Raw genomic sequence first — 19,021 nt, 5'->3', positions numbered from 1 at the left:
GAAACGGCCAGGGGATCAATAGCTTGGCGGGCGCGTAACTTTACTAACCTGGAATCCTTCGGATTCCTTCTAACGGACCGCGTGCTTTGCACGCTTGGGGATGACCTATTCCCCCAGCTTTGGCGCGACTTCCTCCGCGTTGATTGGAACCGGCGATCCAGGCGCTGCTGCGCCCCCGCGCCGCACATCCAGCATGGCCGAGGTCGAAACATCTGCTCTCAAGGGAGAGCAGCATGAGCGATCTCACGCAGGTCGAGCTGCTCTGGCTTGAGAAGCGGATCGAGAACTGGATTCGCTTTGGTCACGCGGCCAATGAGACGATCATCGACCGGCGCCGGCGCATCCTGTCGTTCGCGCCCGGCAGCACCTTCGCCTTCGTGCGGTGGGCGTCGAACGATTTCGGGACCGTGGTCTCGCGCATCGACATCATTAGGGCGGTCGCGCCAGGGCAGGGATATGCCACCGTGCCGTTCGTGCGTCCCGGCGGCGAGATCCTGCTGCGGCTCGCCGGCTGGCCGAAGGTCGAAAGCGTACTGCAGCGGATCGACAGGGTTGAGGCGCTCGGCATCGATCCGGCCGAAGCCGCGCCCGATTATTGGCAGCACGTTCACAACCGCTTGTCCGTCAATGAGGCGCCGCGCGACTACACGCGTGGGCGGCATCAGGCCTGGCTGCACCGGCGGAGACTTGCGCGATGACGAGCGATGTCGTGCGCCGCCTCGCAACACTCGGAGCTGCTGCGATCGCTGTATCGGCGATGCTGCGGACACCGCACCTCCAGTATGTCTGGAACGTCTCCGCAAGCGTTCCGACCGGCCTCTATCGGCTTCATCCGCGTGGTGATCTCCTGGTCGGCGAGCTCGTCGCGGTGGAGGCGCCACAGCCGCTCGCGGCCTTCCTGACGAGCCGGGGCTATCTGCCGGGTGGCGTGCCGCTCTTGAAGCATGTGGCGGCCCTGACCGGACAGACTGTCTGCAGGTGTGGGCTGACGATCCTGATCGAGGCGGTCGAGGTGGGAAAGGCGCAAGAGCGCGATGGCCAGGATCGTCTGCTGCCGGTGTGGCAGGGCTGCCGAACGCTAGCGGATGGCGAAGCTTTCCTGATGAACACGCGCTCGGCCATCTCACTCGACGGGCGATATTTTGGCGTGCTGCCGGCGTCCGCCATCATCGGCCGCGCCGAGCCGCTCTGGGTGAGCGGGGAGCAGTGACCATGCATTACGGTCGCATTCCCTCTATCAGCCGTTCCGTTGCTCGAATCTCTCGGCGTTTACTCGTACCGGCCACTCTTCACCTGCTCGCCACCCAGTTCGGGTGCCGACTGTGTGCTTGCGATTGCGTCCCTGAACATCAACGGGATCCACACGTTCCGCCTTCGGATGCGAGCAGTGCAAGCAACGCCATACGCTCGTGGAGTCGTGCGATGAACGCCATCATCGCTGCAGCCGTCGCATGGTCAATCTTCTGCGGTTCAACGGCGCAGGCCGGGTCATTGTCATTCCGCTCACATAGCGTGAGCGGATTCAGTGCTGAGGCCATCGCAACGTCCGTGAGCGAAGCCGCGCGCCGGTTCGACATCCCCGAGGGCTGGATCAACGCGGTCATGCGCGTCGAAAGCGGGGGCGATTGGCGTGCGCGCTCGTCCAAAGGCGCGATCGGTCTGATGCAGATCATGCCGGAAACCTGGCGCGATCTGCATGCTCGCTACGACCTCGGCGCCGACCCCTTCGATCCACACGACAACATTCTGGCGGGCGCAGCCTATCTTCGCCAGCTGTATGGCCGTTACGGAATGCCGGGGTTCTTGGCGGCCTACAATGCCGGTCCCGGGCGCTACGAACGTCATCTGGCGACAGGTCGACCGCTGCCGGATGAGACCCGAGCTTACGTCGCAAAGCTCTCATCCGTGGCCGAAGCTGAGCAAACGGAACGCCAGATGACTGTCTTCCGGACATCCGTTCAATCGATTGCGATGTTGTTCGTCTCGCGCAGCGCGCAGCATTCACCCGACGTTCGACGTGCATTCGGCAAGCCTCCGAACCGGTCATTGTGCGCGGCCCGCGTTATCGATCTCTCGGCGTTCCCGCCGCATTCGAACTCCTTGTTTGCTCGGCATCGGCACGGAAATCTCTGGCGATCATCAACGCAGCCTTCTTCGTGGCCCGTCGCGGATCATCGCATGTTGGAGGGTGAAGATGTGAGGCCAGGAAAGCTCGGCCATGGATTGCGAGATAAAAGCGCCGACGGCCGTCGGGCGCATGTGGTTGGTTGGATTCGTGTTTCAGGCGTGATCGAAGTCAGTCCGGCTGGCGGTTCACGGCGAAAGCGCAGTCAAATCAGTAGCACGAGCGCCGTCAGCCGAGTCAGCATCTCGCCGAGGTCGCCGTGAGCCAGGACGAGAGCGACTTCCGCGTTCGTCCCGGTCGGATCAGGAATGGCGGCCGTGGGCCAGCCAAGCCGAAGAGTTTTGTTGGCCAGGTCATGCGCGCAGCCCGGAAGGCTGGTCATACAGGCAAAGGCTTCGGTCGTGAGGGACGAGGGGCCGGGGGACGGTTCGGGCGCGGCCGGTCTGCTGCGCTGGCATTGTCGCTGCGCTCGCCGACGCGCCGGGTCGTGATCAAGGCGCGCGTGGTCCGGCATAGGGGGACGAAGTTCCGCTCGGCGCCGCTTGCCAAACACATCAGTTATCTCAAGCGTGAGGGCGTCACGCGCGACAGCGTCGATGCCAAAATGTTCGATGCGCGATCGGACAAGGCCGATGAGCGGGCGTTCGCTGCTGGCGTCGAGGGCGACCGGCATCATTTTCGTTTCATCGTCTCGCCGGAGGATGCCGCGGACATGCAGGATCTGCGCGCCTTCACCCGCGAGCTGATGCGCGATGCCGAGCGCGATCTCGGGACGCGGCTGGAGTGGATCGCGGTCGACCATTGGAACACTGACAATCCGCACATCCATGTCCTGGTGCGTGGCCGAAGCGATGACGGCCAGGATCTCGTCATCAGCCGCGACTATATCAGTCGAGGGTTTCGCGAGCGGGCAGCGGAGCGCGTCGGTCTTGAGCTCGGGCCGCGCAGTGAGCACGAGATCAAGTCGGCTCTCGAACGCGAGGTCGAGGCGGAGCGCTGGACCGGACTTGATCGCACGCTTCGCGCTGTTGCCGACGAAGGAGCTGGCGTGGCCGATCTTCGCCCAGCGGCCCGCGGGGAAGACCCGGAGCTGCGAAGGCTGATGACCGGCAGGGCGGCCCGGCTGGAACGTCTTGGTCTGGCCGAGCAGATCGCGTCGGGGCGTTGGACGCTGAAGCCGGGTCTCGAGGAGACGTTGCGCGATCTTGCGATCCGCGGCGATATCATCAAATCCATGCACCGGGCCATCGCCGGCTTTGGCCGGGAGCCCGACGTCGCGGGCTTTGCGCTGCATGGTGATCGGCCGGCCGATCCGGTGCTCGGCCGCCTCGTGGCGCGTGGTCTCCACGACGAGCTCAAGGGCTCGGCCTATGCCATCGTGGACGGCGTCGATGGCCGAACCCATCATCTCAGATTCGCCGATCTCGAGCTGACCGGCGATGCTCAACCGGCAGCGATCGTCGAGGCGCGGGTCTACGACGATGCCCAGGGTCGCAAGCGGCTGTCGCTGGCGACACGATCAGATCTCGCCCTCGACGCCCAGGTGAGCGCGGATGGTGCGACATGGCTCGATCGGCAATTGCTGGCGCGCGAGCCCGTTGCTGCTGCCGGCGGCTTCGGGGCGGACGTCCGGGCCGCCATGGAACGTCGGATCGATCATCTGGCTGCTGAGGGTCTCGCTCGTCGGCAAGGGCAACAGGTCGTGTTCGCTCGCGACCTGCTTACCACCCTGCGCCAGCGCGAGCTCAATGCTGCCGCATCCAGGCTTTCGGCTGAGACGGCGCTGTCCTACCGGCCGATCGGCGAAGGCGATTCGATCGCAGGCATCTACCGTCAACGTGTGACCTTGGCGTCCGGTCGCTTCGCCATGATCGACGACGGGCTCGGCTTTCAGCTCGTGCCTTGGCGTCCGGCGCTGGAGCAGCATCTCGGGCGCGAGGTGCGCGGGATCGCCATCAGCGGCGGCGGCGTGAGCTGGAGTTTTGGACGCAAGCTCGGCCTCGGCCTCTGATCGCCCCTGAGAAATCGAAATGACCTGGGGCTGACCACCAGGGAGGCTTGGACACCCCGGTTATTCCGCGAGATTCTGCGCAAGACTACGATGAGCACCGTTGCGGCATTGCCTCGCTTGTATCTCGTCGGTTCCTTCGTCCCACGAGCGCGGATATGCAACGGGGGACGATCGCGATGCCGTATGTCGATGCTGGCGGGGTCAATCTTTATGTCGAGGAAACCGGCCAGGGCCATCCGATCATCTTTGCTCACGAGTTCGGTTCCGACTTGCGAAGCTGGGATCTGCAGGTCAGTCACTTCGCGAAGAGCCACCGTTGCGTCGTCTATAACGCAAGGGGCTACCCGCCCAGCGATGTTCCCGAGGATGCCGCGCTCTACGGCTGGGAGCATGCCGTCGGCGATATCGATGCGGTGATGCGCGGACTTGGGCTCGACCGAGCGCATCTGGTCGGCGCCAGCATGGGCGCCTATGCCGCCCTGCAGTTCGGATTGCGATATCCTGGACGCGTCGGCGCCATTGTTGCCGCAGCCGCGGGATCGGGCTGTTCGCCGTCGCAGCGCGAGCATTGGCTGAAGCAGACGTCGACGTTGGCGCGGTCGTTCATCGATCGCGGCCTGGATGTGACGGCGGACAGGATCGCGCACAGTCCGACGCGCATTCAGCTCAAGCACAAGAATCCCCGGGCATGGCGGGAGTTCGCGGACCGGCTCGGGCGGCTGTCTTTACAGGGACTGTCGACGACCATGGTCCGCTATCAGATGTTGCGTCCGTCGCTGTACGACTCCCGGGACAGCTTGGCGGCATTGGCGATCCCGGTGTTGCTCGCTGTCGGCGACGAGGACACGCCCTGTCTCGATACCAACCTGATGCTGAAGGCGTGCCTGCCCGACGCCGGCCTTTGGATCTGTCCAAACACCGGCCACACCATCAATCTGGAAGAGCCGGCTGCCTTCAATGCGCAAGTCGATGGGTTCTTCGATGCCGTCGAGCGCGGCTGCTGGCGTCGTGGATATTCCACATCCAAACAGCATCCCCGAAATCTCGACGCCGAGCAGGCTGGCCCCGCGATCTCCCTGGTCCAGCGGCGAATGCGCTGAGCCGTCGATCGGCTCACCGCAATATGCGGACGCCGCTGCTCATCCATCGATCCCACTCAGTCCTCTCCGCGTGGCAATATGAAATCCAGGATCGGCGTTTATCTCTCCCAGGACGTCGCAGCACGCTTGGCAGTCGCCGTCGCGGTTCAACGCCCGGGCCAGTCGAGGTCCGCGCTCGTGGAAGCCGCTCTTGATCGCTACCTGGGCCCCGACGAAGAAGACGGTGAGTCCGTGCGCGATTGTATCGGCATCATGAACCGACAGCTGGAGCAGCTGGCGGCCGATGTCAGGCTCGTCAGCGAGGCTGTCGCGCTTCAGGCGCGTTTTCAGTTTGCCATGGCTCCACGCCTCCCGGCTGCTGCCTTGCACGAAGCCTGCCAGCGGGGGGCCGAACGCTTCGACGAATTTGCGGCGCAGGTCTCCGCCCGCGTTCATCAGGGTCGCTCTTTGGTCCGTGAGACGCTGGACCGGCTCGGCGCGGCGGTCCAGAGCGCGCCGGACGACGAGCCCGAGGAGACGGCGCGATCGCAGACCGGCGCGGAATCCGCTGCTGCTGATCGCGATGTCACGCATTCGGTAGACGATTTGCAGGCTCATGCGTCGCCGCGCCAGGCGGGCACAGGCCAGATGTCCATGTGGCAGCTGACCCTCAGGGTATTTCTGCCATTCGTTGGTGCCTACTATCTTTCGTTTCTGTTCCGAACCATCAATGCGACGATAGCAGGCTCGCTTGCCGCCGAATTCGGCCTCAGCGCCGGCCATCTCGGTCTGTTGACGTCGGTCTACTTCCTGACCTTCGCGGTAGCCCAGATCCCGATTGGCATTCTCCTGGATCGATATGGCCCACGGCTCGTTCAGAGTGCGGTGCTGTTGGCCGCGGCCGCTGGCGCGGCGCTGTTTGCGGTCTCGGATCACTTCCTGCTCCTCCTTGCCGGCCGCGCCCTGATCGGCCTCGGCGTTGCTGCCGCTATGACGTCCGGCCTGAAGGCACTGCTGCTGTGGTTTCCGGGCGAGCGGGTGCCGTTGCTCAATGGCCTCATGGTCATGATGGCAGCATCGGGAGCCGTCACCGCCACGCTACCGGCGGACTGGCTGGTCGCCTCGATCGGCTGGCGTGGATTGTTCAATCTTCTCGCGCTTGGATCGCTTGGCTGCTCGCTGCTGATCTTTCTGATCGTGCCCAAGGTCGTGCCGGCGTCGCCATCTGCTTCAGGTGCGGCCAAGATCGGCCTCAAGACCATCTACGCTGACCCACGCTTCTGGCGTCTGGCGCCGCTTTCGGCCACCTGCATCGGGACGGCCTGGTCGCTCCAGGGGCTTTGGGCTGCATCATGGTTCAGCGATGTCGAAAGCCTCAGCCGACCGGCGCTGCTACAGAACCTCTTGATGATGGCTGTTGCCTTGAGTTTGGGCGCGCTCTTGCTTGGTGTCGTTACGGATCGATTGCGCCGGCGCGGCATCGGGCCAGATCAGTTGCTGTCGTCCATTGCGATCCTGTTCATCGCCGCTCAATCGGCGCTGATCGTGCGCCTGCCGCTGCCATCGTGGATCTCTTGGGTGGTCATTGCGTCCGTCGGTGCGGCGACCGTGCTGAGTTACGCCGTCTTGGCAGAGTACTTTCCGAAAGAGGTCGCTGGACGAGCCAATGCGGCGCTCAACGTGTTCCACATCGGAGGTGCATTCGCCTTGCAATGCTTGACGGGACTCGTGGTCCAGCTCTGGCCGGCGGCCGGAGGTCACTATCCGGCAATCGCGTACCAGGCAGCTTTCGGCGTGAACGCCGCTCTCCAGATCGCGGCTGCGATCTGGTTCACGCTTCCGTCCCGGGCAAGCGCTTGGAGCGGGGAGGAGTGCCAACAATTCGTTGAGCGGGATCTGCGGCGTGCTTGACAGCATCGGGAGTGACCTTCTGCACGAGGTCTTGCCAAGGGTCGGTCTGCTGCAGTCATCGCCTGCCGAGCGTCGAGTTGTGCGTCGAACGGGGCGGCCGTTCGCCGACCGCTCGGGGCCGCTTTCGCCCGGCGATCTCGGCGTCTGACCTGCCCTCATGCCTGGCACGAGAATCCTCTGGGGGCAGATCACAGCGGTCGTCGCGATCGTGCTCGTCACGATGTGGGCCGCGACGCAGTGGACGGCGTGGCGGCTGGGCTACCAGCTCCAGCTTGGGCCGCCCTGGTTCGAGCTGGCGCGGGGCATGCCTGTCTATCTCCCGCCCGCATTCTTCTGGTGGTGGTTTGCTTATGACGCCTATGCGCCGGAGGTGTTTGCGGAGGGAGGACTGATTGCGGCGTTCGGCGGTGTGGCCTCGATCGTGGTCGCGTTCGGCATGTCGGTCTGGCGGGCGCGAGAGCCGGCGGATGTCTTCACTTACGGGTCTGCGCGATGGGCGACGCTGAAGGAGATCTCCGCGGCCGGGCTGCTGGGAGCGGACGGCGTGGTGCTGGGGCGGTACGCGGATCAGTACCTTCGTCATGACGGTCCGGAGCATGTGCTGTGCTTCGCGCCGACCCGCTCGGGCAAGGGCGTTGGCCTGGTGGTGCCGACCTTGCTGACGTGGTCGGGCAGCTGCATCGTCCACGACATCAAGGGCGAGAATTGGCAGCTGACCGCGGGCTTTCGCGCGCGGCATGGCCGGGTGTTGCTGTTCGATCCGACCAATGCGCGATCGGCGGCTTACAATCCGCTGCTCGAGGTCAGGCGAGGGGAGTGGGAGGTCCGCGACGTCCAGAACGTCGCCGACGTCCTGGTCGATCCCGAAGGGTCGCTGGAGCGGCGCAATCATTGGGAGAAGACGAGCCATGCGCTGCTCGTCGGCGCCATCCTCCACGTGCTCTACGCAGAACCGGACAAAACGCTGGCGGGGGTCGCCAACTTCCTCTCCGATCCGAGGCGGCCGATCGATGTCACCCTGCGCGCGATGATGACAACGGCGCATCTGGGGGACGCCGGGCCGCATCCCGTGATCGCATCCGCCGCCCGCGAGCTCCTGAACAAGAGCGAGAACGAGCGCTCGGGCGTGCTCTCGACCGCGATGTCGTTTCTCGGCTTGTATCGTGATCCTGTCGTGGCGCAGGTGACGCGCCGTTGTGATTGGCGGATCCGTGATCTCGTCGCGGGCGAGCAGCCGACCACGCTCTATCTCGTCGTGCCGCCCTCCGACATCAGCCGGACCAAGCCGCTGGTGCGGCTGATCCTCAACCAGATCGGCCGCCGCCTGACCGAGGATCTTCAGGCCCGCGAGCGGCGCCACCGGCTGCTTCTGATGCTCGACGAATTCCCGGCACTCGGCCGGCTCGATTTCTTCGAGTCCGCGCTCGCGTTCATGGCCGGCTACGGGCTGAAGAGCTTTCTGATCGCGCAATCGCTCAATCAGATCGAGAAGGCCTACGGGGCCAACAACGCGATCCTCGATAACTGTCATGTGCGGGTGTCGTTTGCGACCAATGACGAGCGTACCGCCAAGCGTGTGTCGGACGCGCTGGGGACCGCGACCGAGATGCGGGCGATGAAGAATTATGCGGGCCATCGACTGAGCCCCTGGCTCGGACATCTCATGGTCTCACGCCAGGAGACGGCGCGTCCTTTGCTCACGCCGGGAGAGGTGATGCAGCTGCCCGGTGATGATGAGCTGGTGCTGGTCTCCGGTGTTCCGCCGATCCGCGGCAAGAAGGCCCGGTATTTCGCAGATCCGCGGCTGGTCGATCGGGGGTTGCCACCTCCCGATCCGGTTTTGACGGACCAAGACGACGGCATGTTGGCGGACGACTGGAGCAGGCTGCCGCCGATCGCTCGGACGATCGCAGCAAGAGAGCAGGGGAGGCCGCCTGCGCTGAGTGCAGCCGGTGACGCCGCGAATGCCGGGGTCCGGAGGGAGCCGGAGCTTGCCGAGCAGGAGGAGATCGTGCCGGAGCAAGCGCGGCCTGCGCAGGAGTTCAACTTTGAAGACCGAGACGTGGATGCTGAGACGGTGCGCAACAGCGTGCTCCGTGACCAGCTTCGTGGCTTGCCGCGACAGGCGGCGCTGGACCCGGACGATGGCCTTGGTCTGTAAAGGAGGCTCATGATGCGCACCAAGCACACCTTTCGGCTGCCCCCAGACCTCGCAGGTCAGCTCGCTGATTACGCCAGCCGCAAGCGTGTGCCGCAGGCGCTCGTCGTCGAGACCGCGCTGACGTCCTATCTGTCGCCTGACAATGCCGAGCGGATGGAGGCAGCGCTAGGGCGGCGTCTCGACCGGCTGAGCCGGCAGGTGGAGCGGCTCGAGCGTCACGTGACGATCGCCAACGAGGCGCTCGCGCTGTTCGTGCGGTTCTGGCTGACCGTGACCCCGCCGCTGCCGGATACGGCTCAAACGGCCGCGCAGGCCAAAGGCCGCGAGCGCTATGAGGGTTTCGTCGAGGCTCTTGGACGGCGGTTAGCCAAAGGGCAGACACTTGCCGCCGAGATATCTCAGGATGTCGCGGCCAGAGAGACGCAATCCGACGAGTCCAGCCGCTCGTCCTGACCCCATTTCGCCATTCGTTTCTCTTTCTACGCCAGAACGCGATGTCCTTAGTGAGCGCATTGCGGAGCTCTGCCGGTTGCCGCTTCTGATCATCGCTGTGGACGACGCGCGAGGCGCCGTCGCCGGTCACGGGGGTGATCATGGCGGTTCATTCATGGCGAACGGAGGCGAGCTCGCGCGGCGCGCGAATGTTGCGCACGGCGCTGGGGCCTGCCATCGCAGACTGGCTCGATGATCCCGCCGTCATCGAGGTGATGCTCAACCCGGATGGCCGGCTCTGGGTCGATCGTCTCGCTTCGGGTCTGACTGCAACGGGTGAGACGCTCTCGCCCGCCGACGGCGAACGCATTGTGCGTCTGGTCGCGCATCATGTCGGCAGCGAGGTTCATGCCGGAGCGCCGCGTGTCTCGGCCGAGCTGCCGGAGACCGGCGAACGTTTCGAAGGTCTGCTGCCGCCGGTCGTGACCGCGCCGGTGTTTGCCATTCGCAAGCCCGCGGTCGCCGTGTTCACGCTCGCGGATTACGTCGCAGCCGCCATCATTACGGAAGAGCAGGCCAAGCAGTTGCGAACAGCGGTGGCCGCGCGCAGCAACATCCTCGTCGCAGGGGGCACCTCGACTGGCAAGACCACGCTGACGAATGCGCTGCTGGCGGAAGTTGCAGAAACGAAAGATCGCGTGGTGCTGATCGAGGATACGCGGGAGCTGCAATGCGCAGCGCCCAATCTCGTGTCGCTTCGGACCAAGGACCGTGTTGCCAGCCTGACGGACCTCGTGCGGTCCGCGTTGCGGCTACGGCCCGATCGCATCCCGATCGGCGAAGTCAGGGGCCCCGAGGCGCTGGATCTCCTCAAGGCTTGGGGGACCGGTCATCCTGGCGGGATCGGCACCATCCATGCGGGCTCCGCGATCGGCGCGCTCAGGCGCCTGGAGCAACTGATCCAGGAAGCCGTGGTCACCGTGCCGCGTGCTCTGATCGCCGAGACCATCCAGCTGATCGCCGTGCTCGCCGGCCGCGGCGCCGACCGGCGCCTGGTCGAGCTCGCCCGCGTCGATGGACTGAATGCCCGCGGCGACTATCAGCTCACCCAGCTCGCACCCGCGTCAGGAGAACAGCCATGAAGCAACGCTCTGGTTCTTCGGCTCTTTGGGCGGTGGCGTCCGCGGCTGTGACGCTCGCCAGCTTTACGACAAGCCCGGCCTGCGCCGCCGGCTCCAACATGCCATGGGAGCAGCCGCTCAATCAGATCCTGCTCTCGGTCCAGGGGCCGGTGGCAAAGATTCTGGCGGTGATCATCATCATCAGCACGGGCCTGACGCTCGCTTTCGGCGACACGTCGGGAGGATTCCGCCGGCTGATCCAGATCGTCTTCGGGCTCTCGATCGCCTTTGCGGCCTCGAGTTTCTTCCTGGCGTTCTTCTCGTTCGGTGGCGGAGCAGTGATCTGATGGAGGCTCCGCTCTATGCCGATCAGCCGTTTCCCGGCTTTGCGATCGCCGTGCGCCGCTCGTTGACCGAGCCGATCCTGCTCGGCGGTGCGCCGCGCGCCATCGCCATTCTCAACGGCACGCTCGCTGCGGCGCTTGGCTTGGGGCTGCGGCTCTGGATCGCGGGGCTTCTGTTCTGGGCGATCGGGCACGGCGTGGCGGTGTGGGCCGCCAAACGCGATCCGGACTTCGTCGAGGTCGTGCGCCGGCACCTGCGCATTCCCGGTCATCTCAATGTGTGAGGAGCAAGCCATGATGAACTTGCGCGAATATCGCAACAGCAATGCGCGCCTGTCCGATTATCTGCCGTGGGCCGCTCTGGTCGATCATGGCATCGTCCTCAATAAGGATGGCTCGCTACAGCGGAGCGCCCGATTTCGGGGGCCGGATCTGGACTCGGCGGTGCCGGCCGAGCTCGTGGCGGTCGCGGGTCGGCTCAACAATGCGCTCCGCAGGTTGGGCTCTGGCTGGGCGCTATTCGTCGAGGCCTTCAGGTATCCGTCTCAGCTCTATCCCGCGAGCCAATTCCCTGATCCCGCCTCCGCGCTGGTGGAGGCCGAGCGCCGGGCGCAGTTCCAGGCGCAAGGCGCGCATTTCGAGTCGAACTATTTCCTGACCTTCGTATATCTGCCGCCGTCCGAAGATGCCTCGCGCGCCGAGCGCTGGCTGTATGAGGGACGCGCGCAAGGCGAGGGGAGTGATGCCCACGAGATCCTGCGTGGTTTCGCCGACCGCACGGATCGCATCCTGCAACTGCTCGATGGCTTCATGCCAGAGTGCCGGTGGCTCGACGACGAGGAGACGCTGACCTATCTGCATGCGACCATCTCGACCAAGCTGCAGCGCGTCCGCGTCCCCGAAATCCCGGTCCATCTCGATGCGCTGCTGGCCGATCAACCGCTGACAGGAGGCATCGAGCCGCGGCTGGGCGACGCTCACCTGCGGGTCCTGACGATCGTCGGTTTCCCGACCGCCACGACACCAGGCATTCTCGATGAACTCAACGCGCTGGCGTTTCCCTATCGCTGGTCGACCCGGGCGATCATGCTCGACAAGAGCGACGCGACCAAGCTCCTGACCAGAATCCGGCGGCAGTGGTTCGCCAAGCGCAAGTCGATTGCCGCGCTCCTCAAGGAAGTCGTGACCAACGAGGCCGCCGCACTTGTCGACACCGATGCCCACAACAAGGTGCTCGACGCCGATGCGGCGCTTCAGGATCTCGGTTCGGATTTGATCGGGGAAGCCTTGGTCACCGCGACCATCACGGTCTGGGATGAGGATCCGCGCATTGCCGACGAGCGATTGCGGCTCGCTGAGAAGGTGATCCAGGGCCGCGACTTCACCTGCATGGTCGAGACGGTCAATGCGGTCGAGGCTTGGCTGGGGTCGCTGCCTGGCCAAGTCTACGCCAATGTGCGCCAGCCGCCGGTCTCGACCCTGAATATTGCCCATATGATCCCGCTATCGGCGGTCTGGGCCGGCCCGCAGCGCGATCAGCATCTCGGCGCGCCGCCGCTGTTCGTGGCGCGCACCGAGGGCTCGACGCCGTTCCGGTTCTCGCTGCATGTCGGCGACGTCGGGCATACGCTCGTCGTCGGTCCGACCGGTGCTGGCAAGTCGGTGCTCCTGGCGTTGATGGCCATGCAGTTCCGACGCTATCCCGGCTCCCAGGTGTTCGCCTTCGATTTCGGCGGCTCGATCCGCGCGGCCGCGCTCGCCATGGGCGGCGACTGGCATGATCTCGGCGGTGCCTTGTCGAAGGGCGCAGCGGACGCGGTCGCCCTGCAGCCGCTTGCGGCCATCGAGGATGTGACGGAGCGCGGCTGGGCGACCGGCTGGATCGCGGCGATGCTCTCGCGCGAGCAGATCAGCATCACCCCTGAGGTGAGGGATCATCTGTGGTCGGCGCTGACCTCGCTGGCGTCGGCGCCCGAGTCTGAGCGAACGCTGACGGGATTGTCGATCCTGCTGCAGTCCAATGCGCTGAAGCGGGCTCTACAACCCTTTTGCCTCGGTGGCGGTCCTTACGGCCGGCTGCTCGATGCCGACGCCGAGCGGCTCGGTGGTGCGTCCATCCAGGCTTTCGAGACCGAAGGTCTGATCGGCACGGCGGCAGCGCCTGCCGTGCTCGCCTATCTCTTTCACCGCATCGGTGGCCAGCTCGACGGCCGCCCGACGCTTCTGATCGTCGACGAAGGCTGGCTCGCGCTCGACGATGACGGCTTTGCCGGCCAGCTCCGGGAGTGGCTGAAGACGCTGCGCAAGAAGAACGCGTCCGTCGTCTTCGCCACGCAGTCGCTCTCCGACATCGATGGATCGAAGATTGCACCCGCCATCATCGAGAGCTGCCCGACCCGGTTGTTACTGCCGAACGAGCGCGCGCTCGAGCCGCAGATCACAGCCATCTATCGACAGTTCGGCCTGAACGACCGCCAGATCGAGATCCTGGCCCGTGCCACGCCGAAGCGGGACTATTATTGCCAGTCGCGCCGCGGCAACAGGCTGTTCGAGCTCGGTCTCGGCGAGGTCGCGCTGGCGCTGATCGCGGCGTCCTCCAAGACCGACCAGGCCGACATCACGCGCGTGCTTGCCGAGCACGGACAGGATGGTTTCCTTGCCGGCTGGCTCACCCATCGCGGTATCGGCTGGGCGATCGACCTCATTCCCCATCTGAATGGCCGCGAGGTCCTCGCATGACGGATCCTCGTGGTCTCGCCCGTTGCGCTGCGGCGGCGATCGTCGTCTGGGCGGCGTCGACCTCCATGTCGTCGGCGCAGCTGGTCGTGTTCGACCCAAACAACTACGCCCAGAATGTACTCACGGCCGCGCGCGAGCTTCAGCAGCTCAACAATCAAATCATCTCGCTGCAGAACCAGGCGCAGATGCTGATCAACCAGGCGAGAAACCTTGCGAGTCTGCCATATTCGTCGCTGGCGCAGCTGCAGCAGTCGATCCAGCGCACTCAGCAGCTGCTCAAGGAGGCCCAGCGCCTCGCCTACGACGTGCAGCAGATCGACAAGGCGTTCGCGACCACCTATGCGCCGGCGAGCAGCGGCCAATCGAGTCAGGCGCTGATGGATAATGCGCAGGCGCGTTGGCAGACTTCGGTGGCCGCGCTGCAGGATGCCTTGAAGGTGCAGGCCGGTGTCGTCGGCAATCTCGACATCGTCAAGACCCAGTCGTCCGCGCTGATTGCGGCGAGCCAGGGCGCGAGCGGGGCTTTGCAGGTCACCCAGGCCGGCAACCAGATCCTGGCGCTGCAGGCTCAGCAATTGGCCGATCTCACTGCGAGCGTGGCCGCGCAAGGCCGGGCCGCGATGCTGGACACTGCCCAGCGCGCCGCGGCCCAGGATCAGGGCCGCGAGCAGCTCAAGCGATTCCTGACGCCAGGTCAAGGCTACCAGCCCTCCAACGTACAGATGTTCCATTGATGCAGAGAAGTCCCATCAAATGGCCACGGCCTATTGCTGTGGCAGTTGCTACGCTCGCTGTTCTCTCCGCCTGCACGATCCCGCTGCGGAGTGGGCAGGACGCGGAGATGCGGCAGCCGGCGCCAAAGTCCAACGCGCTCGAGATGAAGCTCACACGCTGCCGTGCTGTTCGACCAGAGCAGGCTGAGGCGTTCGCGGACTGCCGCGGGACGTGGTCGGAGGGCCGTCGCCACTTCTTCGGCACGATCTTGCCGGCCACACCGAGCGGTGACTCGCGTTCGCCGGCACCCGAACCTGTGGAGCGAACGCGATGACCGGGACAGGAATCATCGATCAGTTTCTGGAGACGTTCACCCGCACCATCGACTCCGGCTTCGGTCTCGTCAGCGGCGATGTTGGCACGCTAGCGACGACGCTGGCTGCGATCGATCTCACCCTCGCTGCTTTGTTCTGGGTCTGGGGCCGCGAGGACGATGTCATCGCACGCCTTGTGAAGAAAACGTTGTTCGTCGGCGTCTTCGCCTATTTGATCGGCAACTGGAACAGCCTCGCCCGGATCGTCTTCGAGAGCTTTGCTGGTCTCGGTCTGAAGGCGTCGGGCTCCGCGCTCTCGGTTGCCGACTTCCTGCGTCCGGGCAAGATCGCGCAAGTCGGCCTCGATGCCGGACGACCGATGCTGCAGGCCACCGCCAATCTCATGGGCTATGTCAGCTTCTTTGAGAATTTCGTCCAGATCGCGGTTTTGCTGTTCGCCTGGATCGTGGTGCTGCTCGCCTTCTTCATCCTGGCAATCCAGCTCTTCGTCACCCTGATCGAGTTCAAGCTGACGACACTTGCTGGCTTCGTGCTGATTCCGTTCGGACTGTTCGGCAAGACGGCCTTTGCCGCGGAGCGCGTGCTCGGGAACGTCATGTCCTCGGGCATCAAGGTCCTCGTGCTCGCCGTGATCGTCGGCATCGGCTCGACCCAGTTCTCGCAGCTGATCTCGGCCAGCAACGGTGATCCGCCGACCATCGAAAGCGCGATGACGCTCGTGCTCGGCGCACTGGCGTTGCTCGGCCTCGGCATTTTCGGTCCTGGTATCGCCAACGGACTCGTCTCCGGCGGACCGCAGCTCGGCGCCGCATCGGCGGCAGGCTCGGCGCTCGCGGCAGGCGGTCTCGCTGTTGCCGGCGCGGGGCTCATTGCGGGCGGTGCCGGTCTTGCCAGCGCGGCGGCGACCGGTGCGGGTCGAGGCGCGTCGGCGCTGGGCGGCGGAGTGGTCCAAGCGCTGCGCGGCGGCGGAGAGCAATCTCCGACGGAGGCTTCCGCCGCCAGTCCATTGCGACAGGCAGCCGCGAACAATGCGGGAGGCCCTTCGTCCGCAGGGTCGGAGGATGGCGGGGGTTCCGCATCGGGCTCGCCGCGATGGGCCGAGCAGCTGACGGCAGGGCGGACCATCGGTCAGGGCACCTCGGCGGCGACGCAGGCCGTGCGCGGCGCCGGACAAGGCGGGCAGGGCAGCTCCGTCGATCTTTCGGAGGACAAATCATGACAATGTTCAAACGTCCCGCTGTCCATTATGGCCGTACGCCGCAACCGGTCACGCCGTATCAGAAGGCTGCGCAGGTTTGGGATGAGCGCATCGGCTCGGCGCGTGTGCAAGCCAGGAATTGGCGGCTGATGGCGTTCGGGTGCCTGACGCTGGCGAGCGGCCTGGCCGCGGCCCTCGTCTGGCAATCGGCAAGGGGCAGTGTGACGCCTTGGGTGGTGGAGGTCGGCCATCTCGGCGACGTCCAGCGGGTGGCCCCGGCGATTGCCGAGTATCAACCGACCGATCCGCAGATCGCCTTTCATCTCGCGCGCTTCATCGAGGACGTGAGAAGCCTCCCCGCCGATCCCATCGTCCTGCGCCAGAGCTGGCTGCGCGCCTATGACTTCACGAGCGATCGCGGGGCAGCCGCGCTCAATGACTACGCCCGGACGAATGATCCCTTCGCGAGGCTAGGCAAAGCCCAGGTCTCGGTGGAGGTCTCCAGCGTCATCCGGGCCTCGACCGAAAGTTTTCGCGTGGCATGGATCGAGCGGCACTACGACAATGGCGCGCTGAGTGCGACCGAACGCTGGACCGCCATTCTCACCATCGTGCTCGCGATGCCTGACGATGCCGACCGGCTGCGCAAGAACCCTCTTGGGGTCTATGTCCACGCCATCAGCTGGTCGAAGGAGCTGTCGCAATGAACGGCCGCCTCCTCACTGTGACGGCGCTTTCGTTTCTGCTGAGCGGCTGCGCCACGTCGAAGCCGCCGGAGATCCGCTATGACGCTGAGGTGCCACCGTTGCCGGCGGCGCCTGTCACGGTTGATGACAGGCCGCGGGCGCTCCATGTGCCGCCGCCATGGAAGGTGTCCTTTGGTGGCAAGGCTGGCGCGAAGGAGGAGGGCGATCCTGTCGATCGGATCGAAGCGGCCAATGGTGCGGCCCGCGTCGAGCCGCGCAAGCGGGGCTATTACAACGCGGCGCAGATCTATGCCTATAGTCCAGGAGCGATCTATCAGGTCTATGCAGCACCGGGGCAAATTACCGATATTGCGCTTGAGCAGGGTGAACAGCTCACGGGATCAGGCCCGGTCGCGGCCGGCGACACCGTGCGGTGGGTGGTCGGCGACACCGAGAGCGGCGCCGGCGATACGCGTCGCGTGCACATTCTGGTCAAGCCGACGCGCGCAGGCATCGAAACCAATCTCGTCGTCAACACCGACCGCCGCACCTATCTGATCGAGCTGCGCGCGCGTGAGAAGCCCTATATGCCGGCCGTGGCGTGGTACTATCCGGAAGCGAATGCTGCGCGCAGGGCGCTCGTAGCCCTGACGCCCGTCCTGCCAGATCCCGTGCAGCGCCGGTTCCGCTATCGCATCGAGGGCGATGACCCGCCATGGCGACCGGTGACCGCTTATGACGACGGCCGCAAGGTCTATGTCGAATTCTCTCCCGGCATCGTTCAAGGCGAGATGCCGCCGTTGTTCGTGACCGGCTCCGACGGCAAGCCGGAAATCGTCAACTATCGAGCTTATGGCAACGTCTTGATCGTGGACCGGCTGTTCGCGGCAGCCGAGCTGCGCCTGGGCGGCGACCCGCAGCAGACCGTGCGGATCGTTCGCACCGACGGACAGGTTCGGCCATGAGTGCGGAGGACAAAGGCACGAGCGCACGGCCGAACGATCCGGAGCCGGCTGCCGATCCTGCGGCGCCCTTCCGCCTCGGCGGTGAGCCGCCACGGATCACTCGGTTGTCGCGCAAGATTCTGGCCAGCGGCAGCGCCGTGGCGCTCGCGCTGATCGCAGGCGCAGTTCTGTGGGCGCTGCAAAGCCCTGGCGCGCGTAAGCCGGCGGCCCAACCCGAGCTCGCCAGTTCGGGGCATCGCGAGGTCGCGGACGGCGTCTCCAGCCTGCCGCGTGACTACACGCAGGTTGCCAAAGACGTCCCGGTGCTCGGGCCGCCCTTGCCCGGCGATCTCGGACGGCCAATCCTTGCCTCCCAAGGGCAAACACCTGGTTCAAGTCAAGACCAGGATCAGCAGCGCCGCGAACAGGAGCAGGAGGCCGCGCGCGTCAGCCGGTTGTTTGCGACGGCCACGACGACGGCAACGCAGCCCTCGCCAAATGTGGCTCTGGGCGCCGGGCTTGGAGGGATGCCGCCGGCCACGGACGATGCCTTCGCGCAGAACGGCCAGGACCGCAAGCTCGCCTTCGTGAATGGGCCGGTGGATCGCCGCACCACGAGCCCTGATCGCATCACGCGGCCGGCGTCTCCTTACGTCGTGCAGGCGGGCACGGTCATTCCGGGCGCCTTGATCACGGGAATCCGCTCAGATCTGCCAGGACAAGTTACGGCCCAAGTGACAGAGAATGTGTTCGATACGCCGACAGGGCGGTTGCTGCTCATTCCTCAAGGAGCCCGGCTGATCGGAGCCTATGACAGCCAGGTGGCGATCGGCCAGTCGCGGGTGCTTCTGGTCTGGACGCGGCTGATCCTGCCGAATGGCCGTTCGATCGTCCTGGAGCGGCAGCAGGGCGCGGATTCCGGTGGCTATTCGGGTCTTGACGACGAGGTCGACAATCATTGGAAGCAGCTGATCGGGTCCGCCCTGCTGTCGACGTTACTCTCCGTTGGCAGCGAGGTGAACGCGGGAGGCAATGGCAATGCCAACAATGCCGCAATCATTCAGGCGCTGCGGCAAGGCTTCGGCAACGCGACGAGCCAGACAGGGCAGCAGCTCGTGCGGCAGCAGATGAACATCCAGCCGACCTTGACGATCCGGCCGGGATTTCCGGTGCGGGTGATGGTCAACCATGATCTTGTGCTCGAGCCGTATCGAGGGTGAG

Annotated in this window: 18 protein-coding genes; all 18 read left to right on the top strand. The window is 65.2% G+C overall.

What is annotated here, in order from left to right; translation table 11 throughout:
• The first annotated feature begins 233 nt into the window (after window positions 1-233).
• The 18 genes from QX132_RS19310 to QX132_RS19230 all read left to right on the top strand — a co-directional run bounded on the left by QX132_RS19310 (window position 234) and on the right by QX132_RS19230 (window position 19,020).
• Window positions 234-698, top strand: a complete 465-nt coding sequence (locus QX132_RS19310; RefSeq protein ID WP_316162412.1) for a DUF2840 domain-containing protein — start codon at window positions 234-236, stop codon at window positions 696-698.
• A complete protein-coding gene (locus QX132_RS19305; protein WP_316162410.1) occupies window positions 695-1,210 on the top strand; it encodes a S26 family signal peptidase in 516 nt (171 codons plus the stop codon). The genes QX132_RS19310 and QX132_RS19305 overlap by 4 nt, the downstream gene beginning before the upstream one ends.
• Before the next feature lie 212 nt (window positions 1,211-1,422).
• Complete coding sequence (locus QX132_RS19300; protein ID WP_316162409.1) at window positions 1,423-2,388, top strand: lytic transglycosylase domain-containing protein; 966 nt, start codon at window positions 1,423-1,425, stop codon at window positions 2,386-2,388.
• Complete coding sequence (locus tag QX132_RS19295) at window positions 2,385-4,136, top strand: relaxase/mobilization nuclease domain-containing protein (protein ID WP_316162407.1); 1,752 nt, start codon at window positions 2,385-2,387, stop codon at window positions 4,134-4,136. The genes QX132_RS19300 and QX132_RS19295 overlap by 4 nt, the downstream gene beginning before the upstream one ends.
• Window positions 4,137-4,183: 47 nt before the next feature.
• A complete protein-coding gene (locus tag QX132_RS19290; RefSeq protein WP_316162405.1) occupies window positions 4,184-5,236 on the top strand; it encodes an alpha/beta hydrolase in 1,053 nt (350 codons plus the stop codon).
• A 78-nt stretch (window positions 5,237-5,314) separates the two neighbouring features.
• Entirely contained in the window at window positions 5,315-7,126 is a 1,812-nt protein-coding gene (locus QX132_RS19285; protein WP_316162403.1) for an MFS transporter, read from the top strand.
• Between the two features lie 157 nt (window positions 7,127-7,283).
• Window positions 7,284-9,287, top strand: a complete 2,004-nt coding sequence (locus tag QX132_RS19280) for a conjugal transfer protein TraG (RefSeq protein ID WP_316162401.1) — start codon at window positions 7,284-7,286, stop codon at window positions 9,285-9,287.
• A gap of 12 nt (window positions 9,288-9,299) precedes the next feature.
• Complete coding sequence (locus tag QX132_RS19275) at window positions 9,300-9,740, top strand: CopG family transcriptional regulator (protein WP_315750733.1); 441 nt, start codon at window positions 9,300-9,302, stop codon at window positions 9,738-9,740.
• A 140-nt stretch (window positions 9,741-9,880) separates the two neighbouring features.
• Window positions 9,881-10,861, top strand: a complete 981-nt coding sequence (gene trbB / locus QX132_RS19270) for a P-type conjugative transfer ATPase TrbB (RefSeq protein WP_316162399.1) — start codon at window positions 9,881-9,883, stop codon at window positions 10,859-10,861.
• On the top strand, window positions 10,858-11,187 hold the full coding sequence (locus QX132_RS19265; protein ID WP_315750737.1) for a TrbC/VirB2 family protein: 330 nt from the start codon (window positions 10,858-10,860) through the stop codon (window positions 11,185-11,187). The genes trbB and QX132_RS19265 overlap by 4 nt, the downstream gene beginning before the upstream one ends.
• On the top strand, window positions 11,187-11,468 hold the full coding sequence (locus tag QX132_RS19260) for a VirB3 family type IV secretion system protein (protein WP_315750739.1): 282 nt from the start codon (window positions 11,187-11,189) through the stop codon (window positions 11,466-11,468). Before QX132_RS19265 ends, QX132_RS19260 begins: the two co-directional genes overlap by 1 nt.
• Window positions 11,469-11,478: 10 nt before the next feature.
• Window positions 11,479-13,923 (top strand): conjugal transfer protein TrbE, encoded by a 2,445-nt coding sequence (trbE, locus tag QX132_RS19255; RefSeq protein ID WP_316162397.1) that lies wholly within the window; start codon window positions 11,479-11,481, stop codon window positions 13,921-13,923.
• A complete protein-coding gene (gene trbJ, locus QX132_RS19250) occupies window positions 13,920-14,657 on the top strand; it encodes a P-type conjugative transfer protein TrbJ (protein ID WP_316162395.1) in 738 nt (245 codons plus the stop codon). The genes trbE and trbJ overlap by 4 nt, the downstream gene beginning before the upstream one ends.
• On the top strand, window positions 14,657-14,971 hold the full coding sequence (gene trbK-alt, locus QX132_RS33065) for a putative entry exclusion protein TrbK-alt (protein ID WP_410052874.1): 315 nt from the start codon (window positions 14,657-14,659) through the stop codon (window positions 14,969-14,971). Before trbJ ends, trbK-alt begins: the two co-directional genes overlap by 1 nt.
• Window positions 14,968-16,191 carry a P-type conjugative transfer protein TrbL gene (trbL, locus tag QX132_RS19245; RefSeq protein ID WP_316162393.1) on the top strand — a complete coding sequence of 408 codons (1,224 nt, stop codon included), beginning with the start codon at window positions 14,968-14,970 and terminating at the stop codon, window positions 16,189-16,191. Before trbK-alt ends, trbL begins: the two co-directional genes overlap by 4 nt.
• Window positions 16,192-16,193: 2 nt before the next feature.
• Window positions 16,194-16,877, top strand: coding sequence for a conjugal transfer protein TrbF (gene trbF / locus QX132_RS19240; protein WP_316162560.1), 684 nt, complete (start codon window positions 16,194-16,196; stop codon window positions 16,875-16,877).
• On the top strand, window positions 16,874-17,821 hold the full coding sequence (trbG, locus tag QX132_RS19235) for a P-type conjugative transfer protein TrbG (protein ID WP_316162391.1): 948 nt from the start codon (window positions 16,874-16,876) through the stop codon (window positions 17,819-17,821). The genes trbF and trbG overlap by 4 nt, the downstream gene beginning before the upstream one ends.
• On the top strand, window positions 17,818-19,020 hold the full coding sequence (locus QX132_RS19230; RefSeq protein WP_315750749.1) for a TrbI/VirB10 family protein: 1,203 nt from the start codon (window positions 17,818-17,820) through the stop codon (window positions 19,018-19,020). The genes trbG and QX132_RS19230 overlap by 4 nt, the downstream gene beginning before the upstream one ends.
• Window position 19,021 lies beyond the last annotated feature (1 nt).

The organism is Bradyrhizobium sp. SZCCHNRI20481, from assembly GCF_032485055.1.
GTDB lineage: Bacteria > Pseudomonadota > Alphaproteobacteria > Rhizobiales > Xanthobacteraceae > Bradyrhizobium.
This window is presented reverse-complemented; position numbering and strand designations above follow the sequence as displayed.

Excerpts from the sequence above, each read along its gene's own strand:
- QX132_RS19310 (WP_316162412.1), top strand. The coding sequence starts at position 234 with ATGAGCGATCTCACGCAGGTCGAGCTGCTCTGGCTTGAGAAGCGGATC.
- QX132_RS19305 (WP_316162410.1), top strand. The coding sequence starts at position 695 with ATGACGAGCGATGTCGTGCGCCGCCTCGCAACACTCGGAGCTGCTGCG.
- QX132_RS19300 (WP_316162409.1), top strand. The coding sequence starts at position 1,423 with ATGAACGCCATCATCGCTGCAGCCGTCGCATGGTCAATCTTCTGCGGT.
- QX132_RS19285 (WP_316162403.1), top strand. The coding sequence starts at position 5,315 with ATGAAATCCAGGATCGGCGTTTATCTCTCCCAGGACGTCGCAGCACGC.
- QX132_RS19280 (WP_316162401.1), top strand. The coding sequence starts at position 7,284 with ATGCCTGGCACGAGAATCCTCTGGGGGCAGATCACAGCGGTCGTCGCG.
- QX132_RS19275 (WP_315750733.1), top strand. The coding sequence starts at position 9,300 with ATGCGCACCAAGCACACCTTTCGGCTGCCCCCAGACCTCGCAGGTCAG.
- trbB (WP_316162399.1), top strand. The coding sequence starts at position 9,881 with ATGGCGGTTCATTCATGGCGAACGGAGGCGAGCTCGCGCGGCGCGCGA.
- QX132_RS19265 (WP_315750737.1), top strand. The coding sequence starts at position 10,858 with ATGAAGCAACGCTCTGGTTCTTCGGCTCTTTGGGCGGTGGCGTCCGCG.
- QX132_RS19260 (WP_315750739.1), top strand. The coding sequence starts at position 11,187 with ATGGAGGCTCCGCTCTATGCCGATCAGCCGTTTCCCGGCTTTGCGATC.
- trbE (WP_316162397.1), top strand. The coding sequence starts at position 11,479 with ATGATGAACTTGCGCGAATATCGCAACAGCAATGCGCGCCTGTCCGAT.
- trbJ (WP_316162395.1), top strand. The coding sequence starts at position 13,920 with ATGACGGATCCTCGTGGTCTCGCCCGTTGCGCTGCGGCGGCGATCGTC.
- trbK-alt (WP_410052874.1), top strand. The coding sequence starts at position 14,657 with ATGCAGAGAAGTCCCATCAAATGGCCACGGCCTATTGCTGTGGCAGTT.
- trbL (WP_316162393.1), top strand. The coding sequence starts at position 14,968 with ATGACCGGGACAGGAATCATCGATCAGTTTCTGGAGACGTTCACCCGC.
- trbF (WP_316162560.1), top strand. The coding sequence starts at position 16,194 with ATGTTCAAACGTCCCGCTGTCCATTATGGCCGTACGCCGCAACCGGTC.
- trbG (WP_316162391.1), top strand. The coding sequence starts at position 16,874 with ATGAACGGCCGCCTCCTCACTGTGACGGCGCTTTCGTTTCTGCTGAGC.
- QX132_RS19230 (WP_315750749.1), top strand. The coding sequence starts at position 17,818 with ATGAGTGCGGAGGACAAAGGCACGAGCGCACGGCCGAACGATCCGGAG.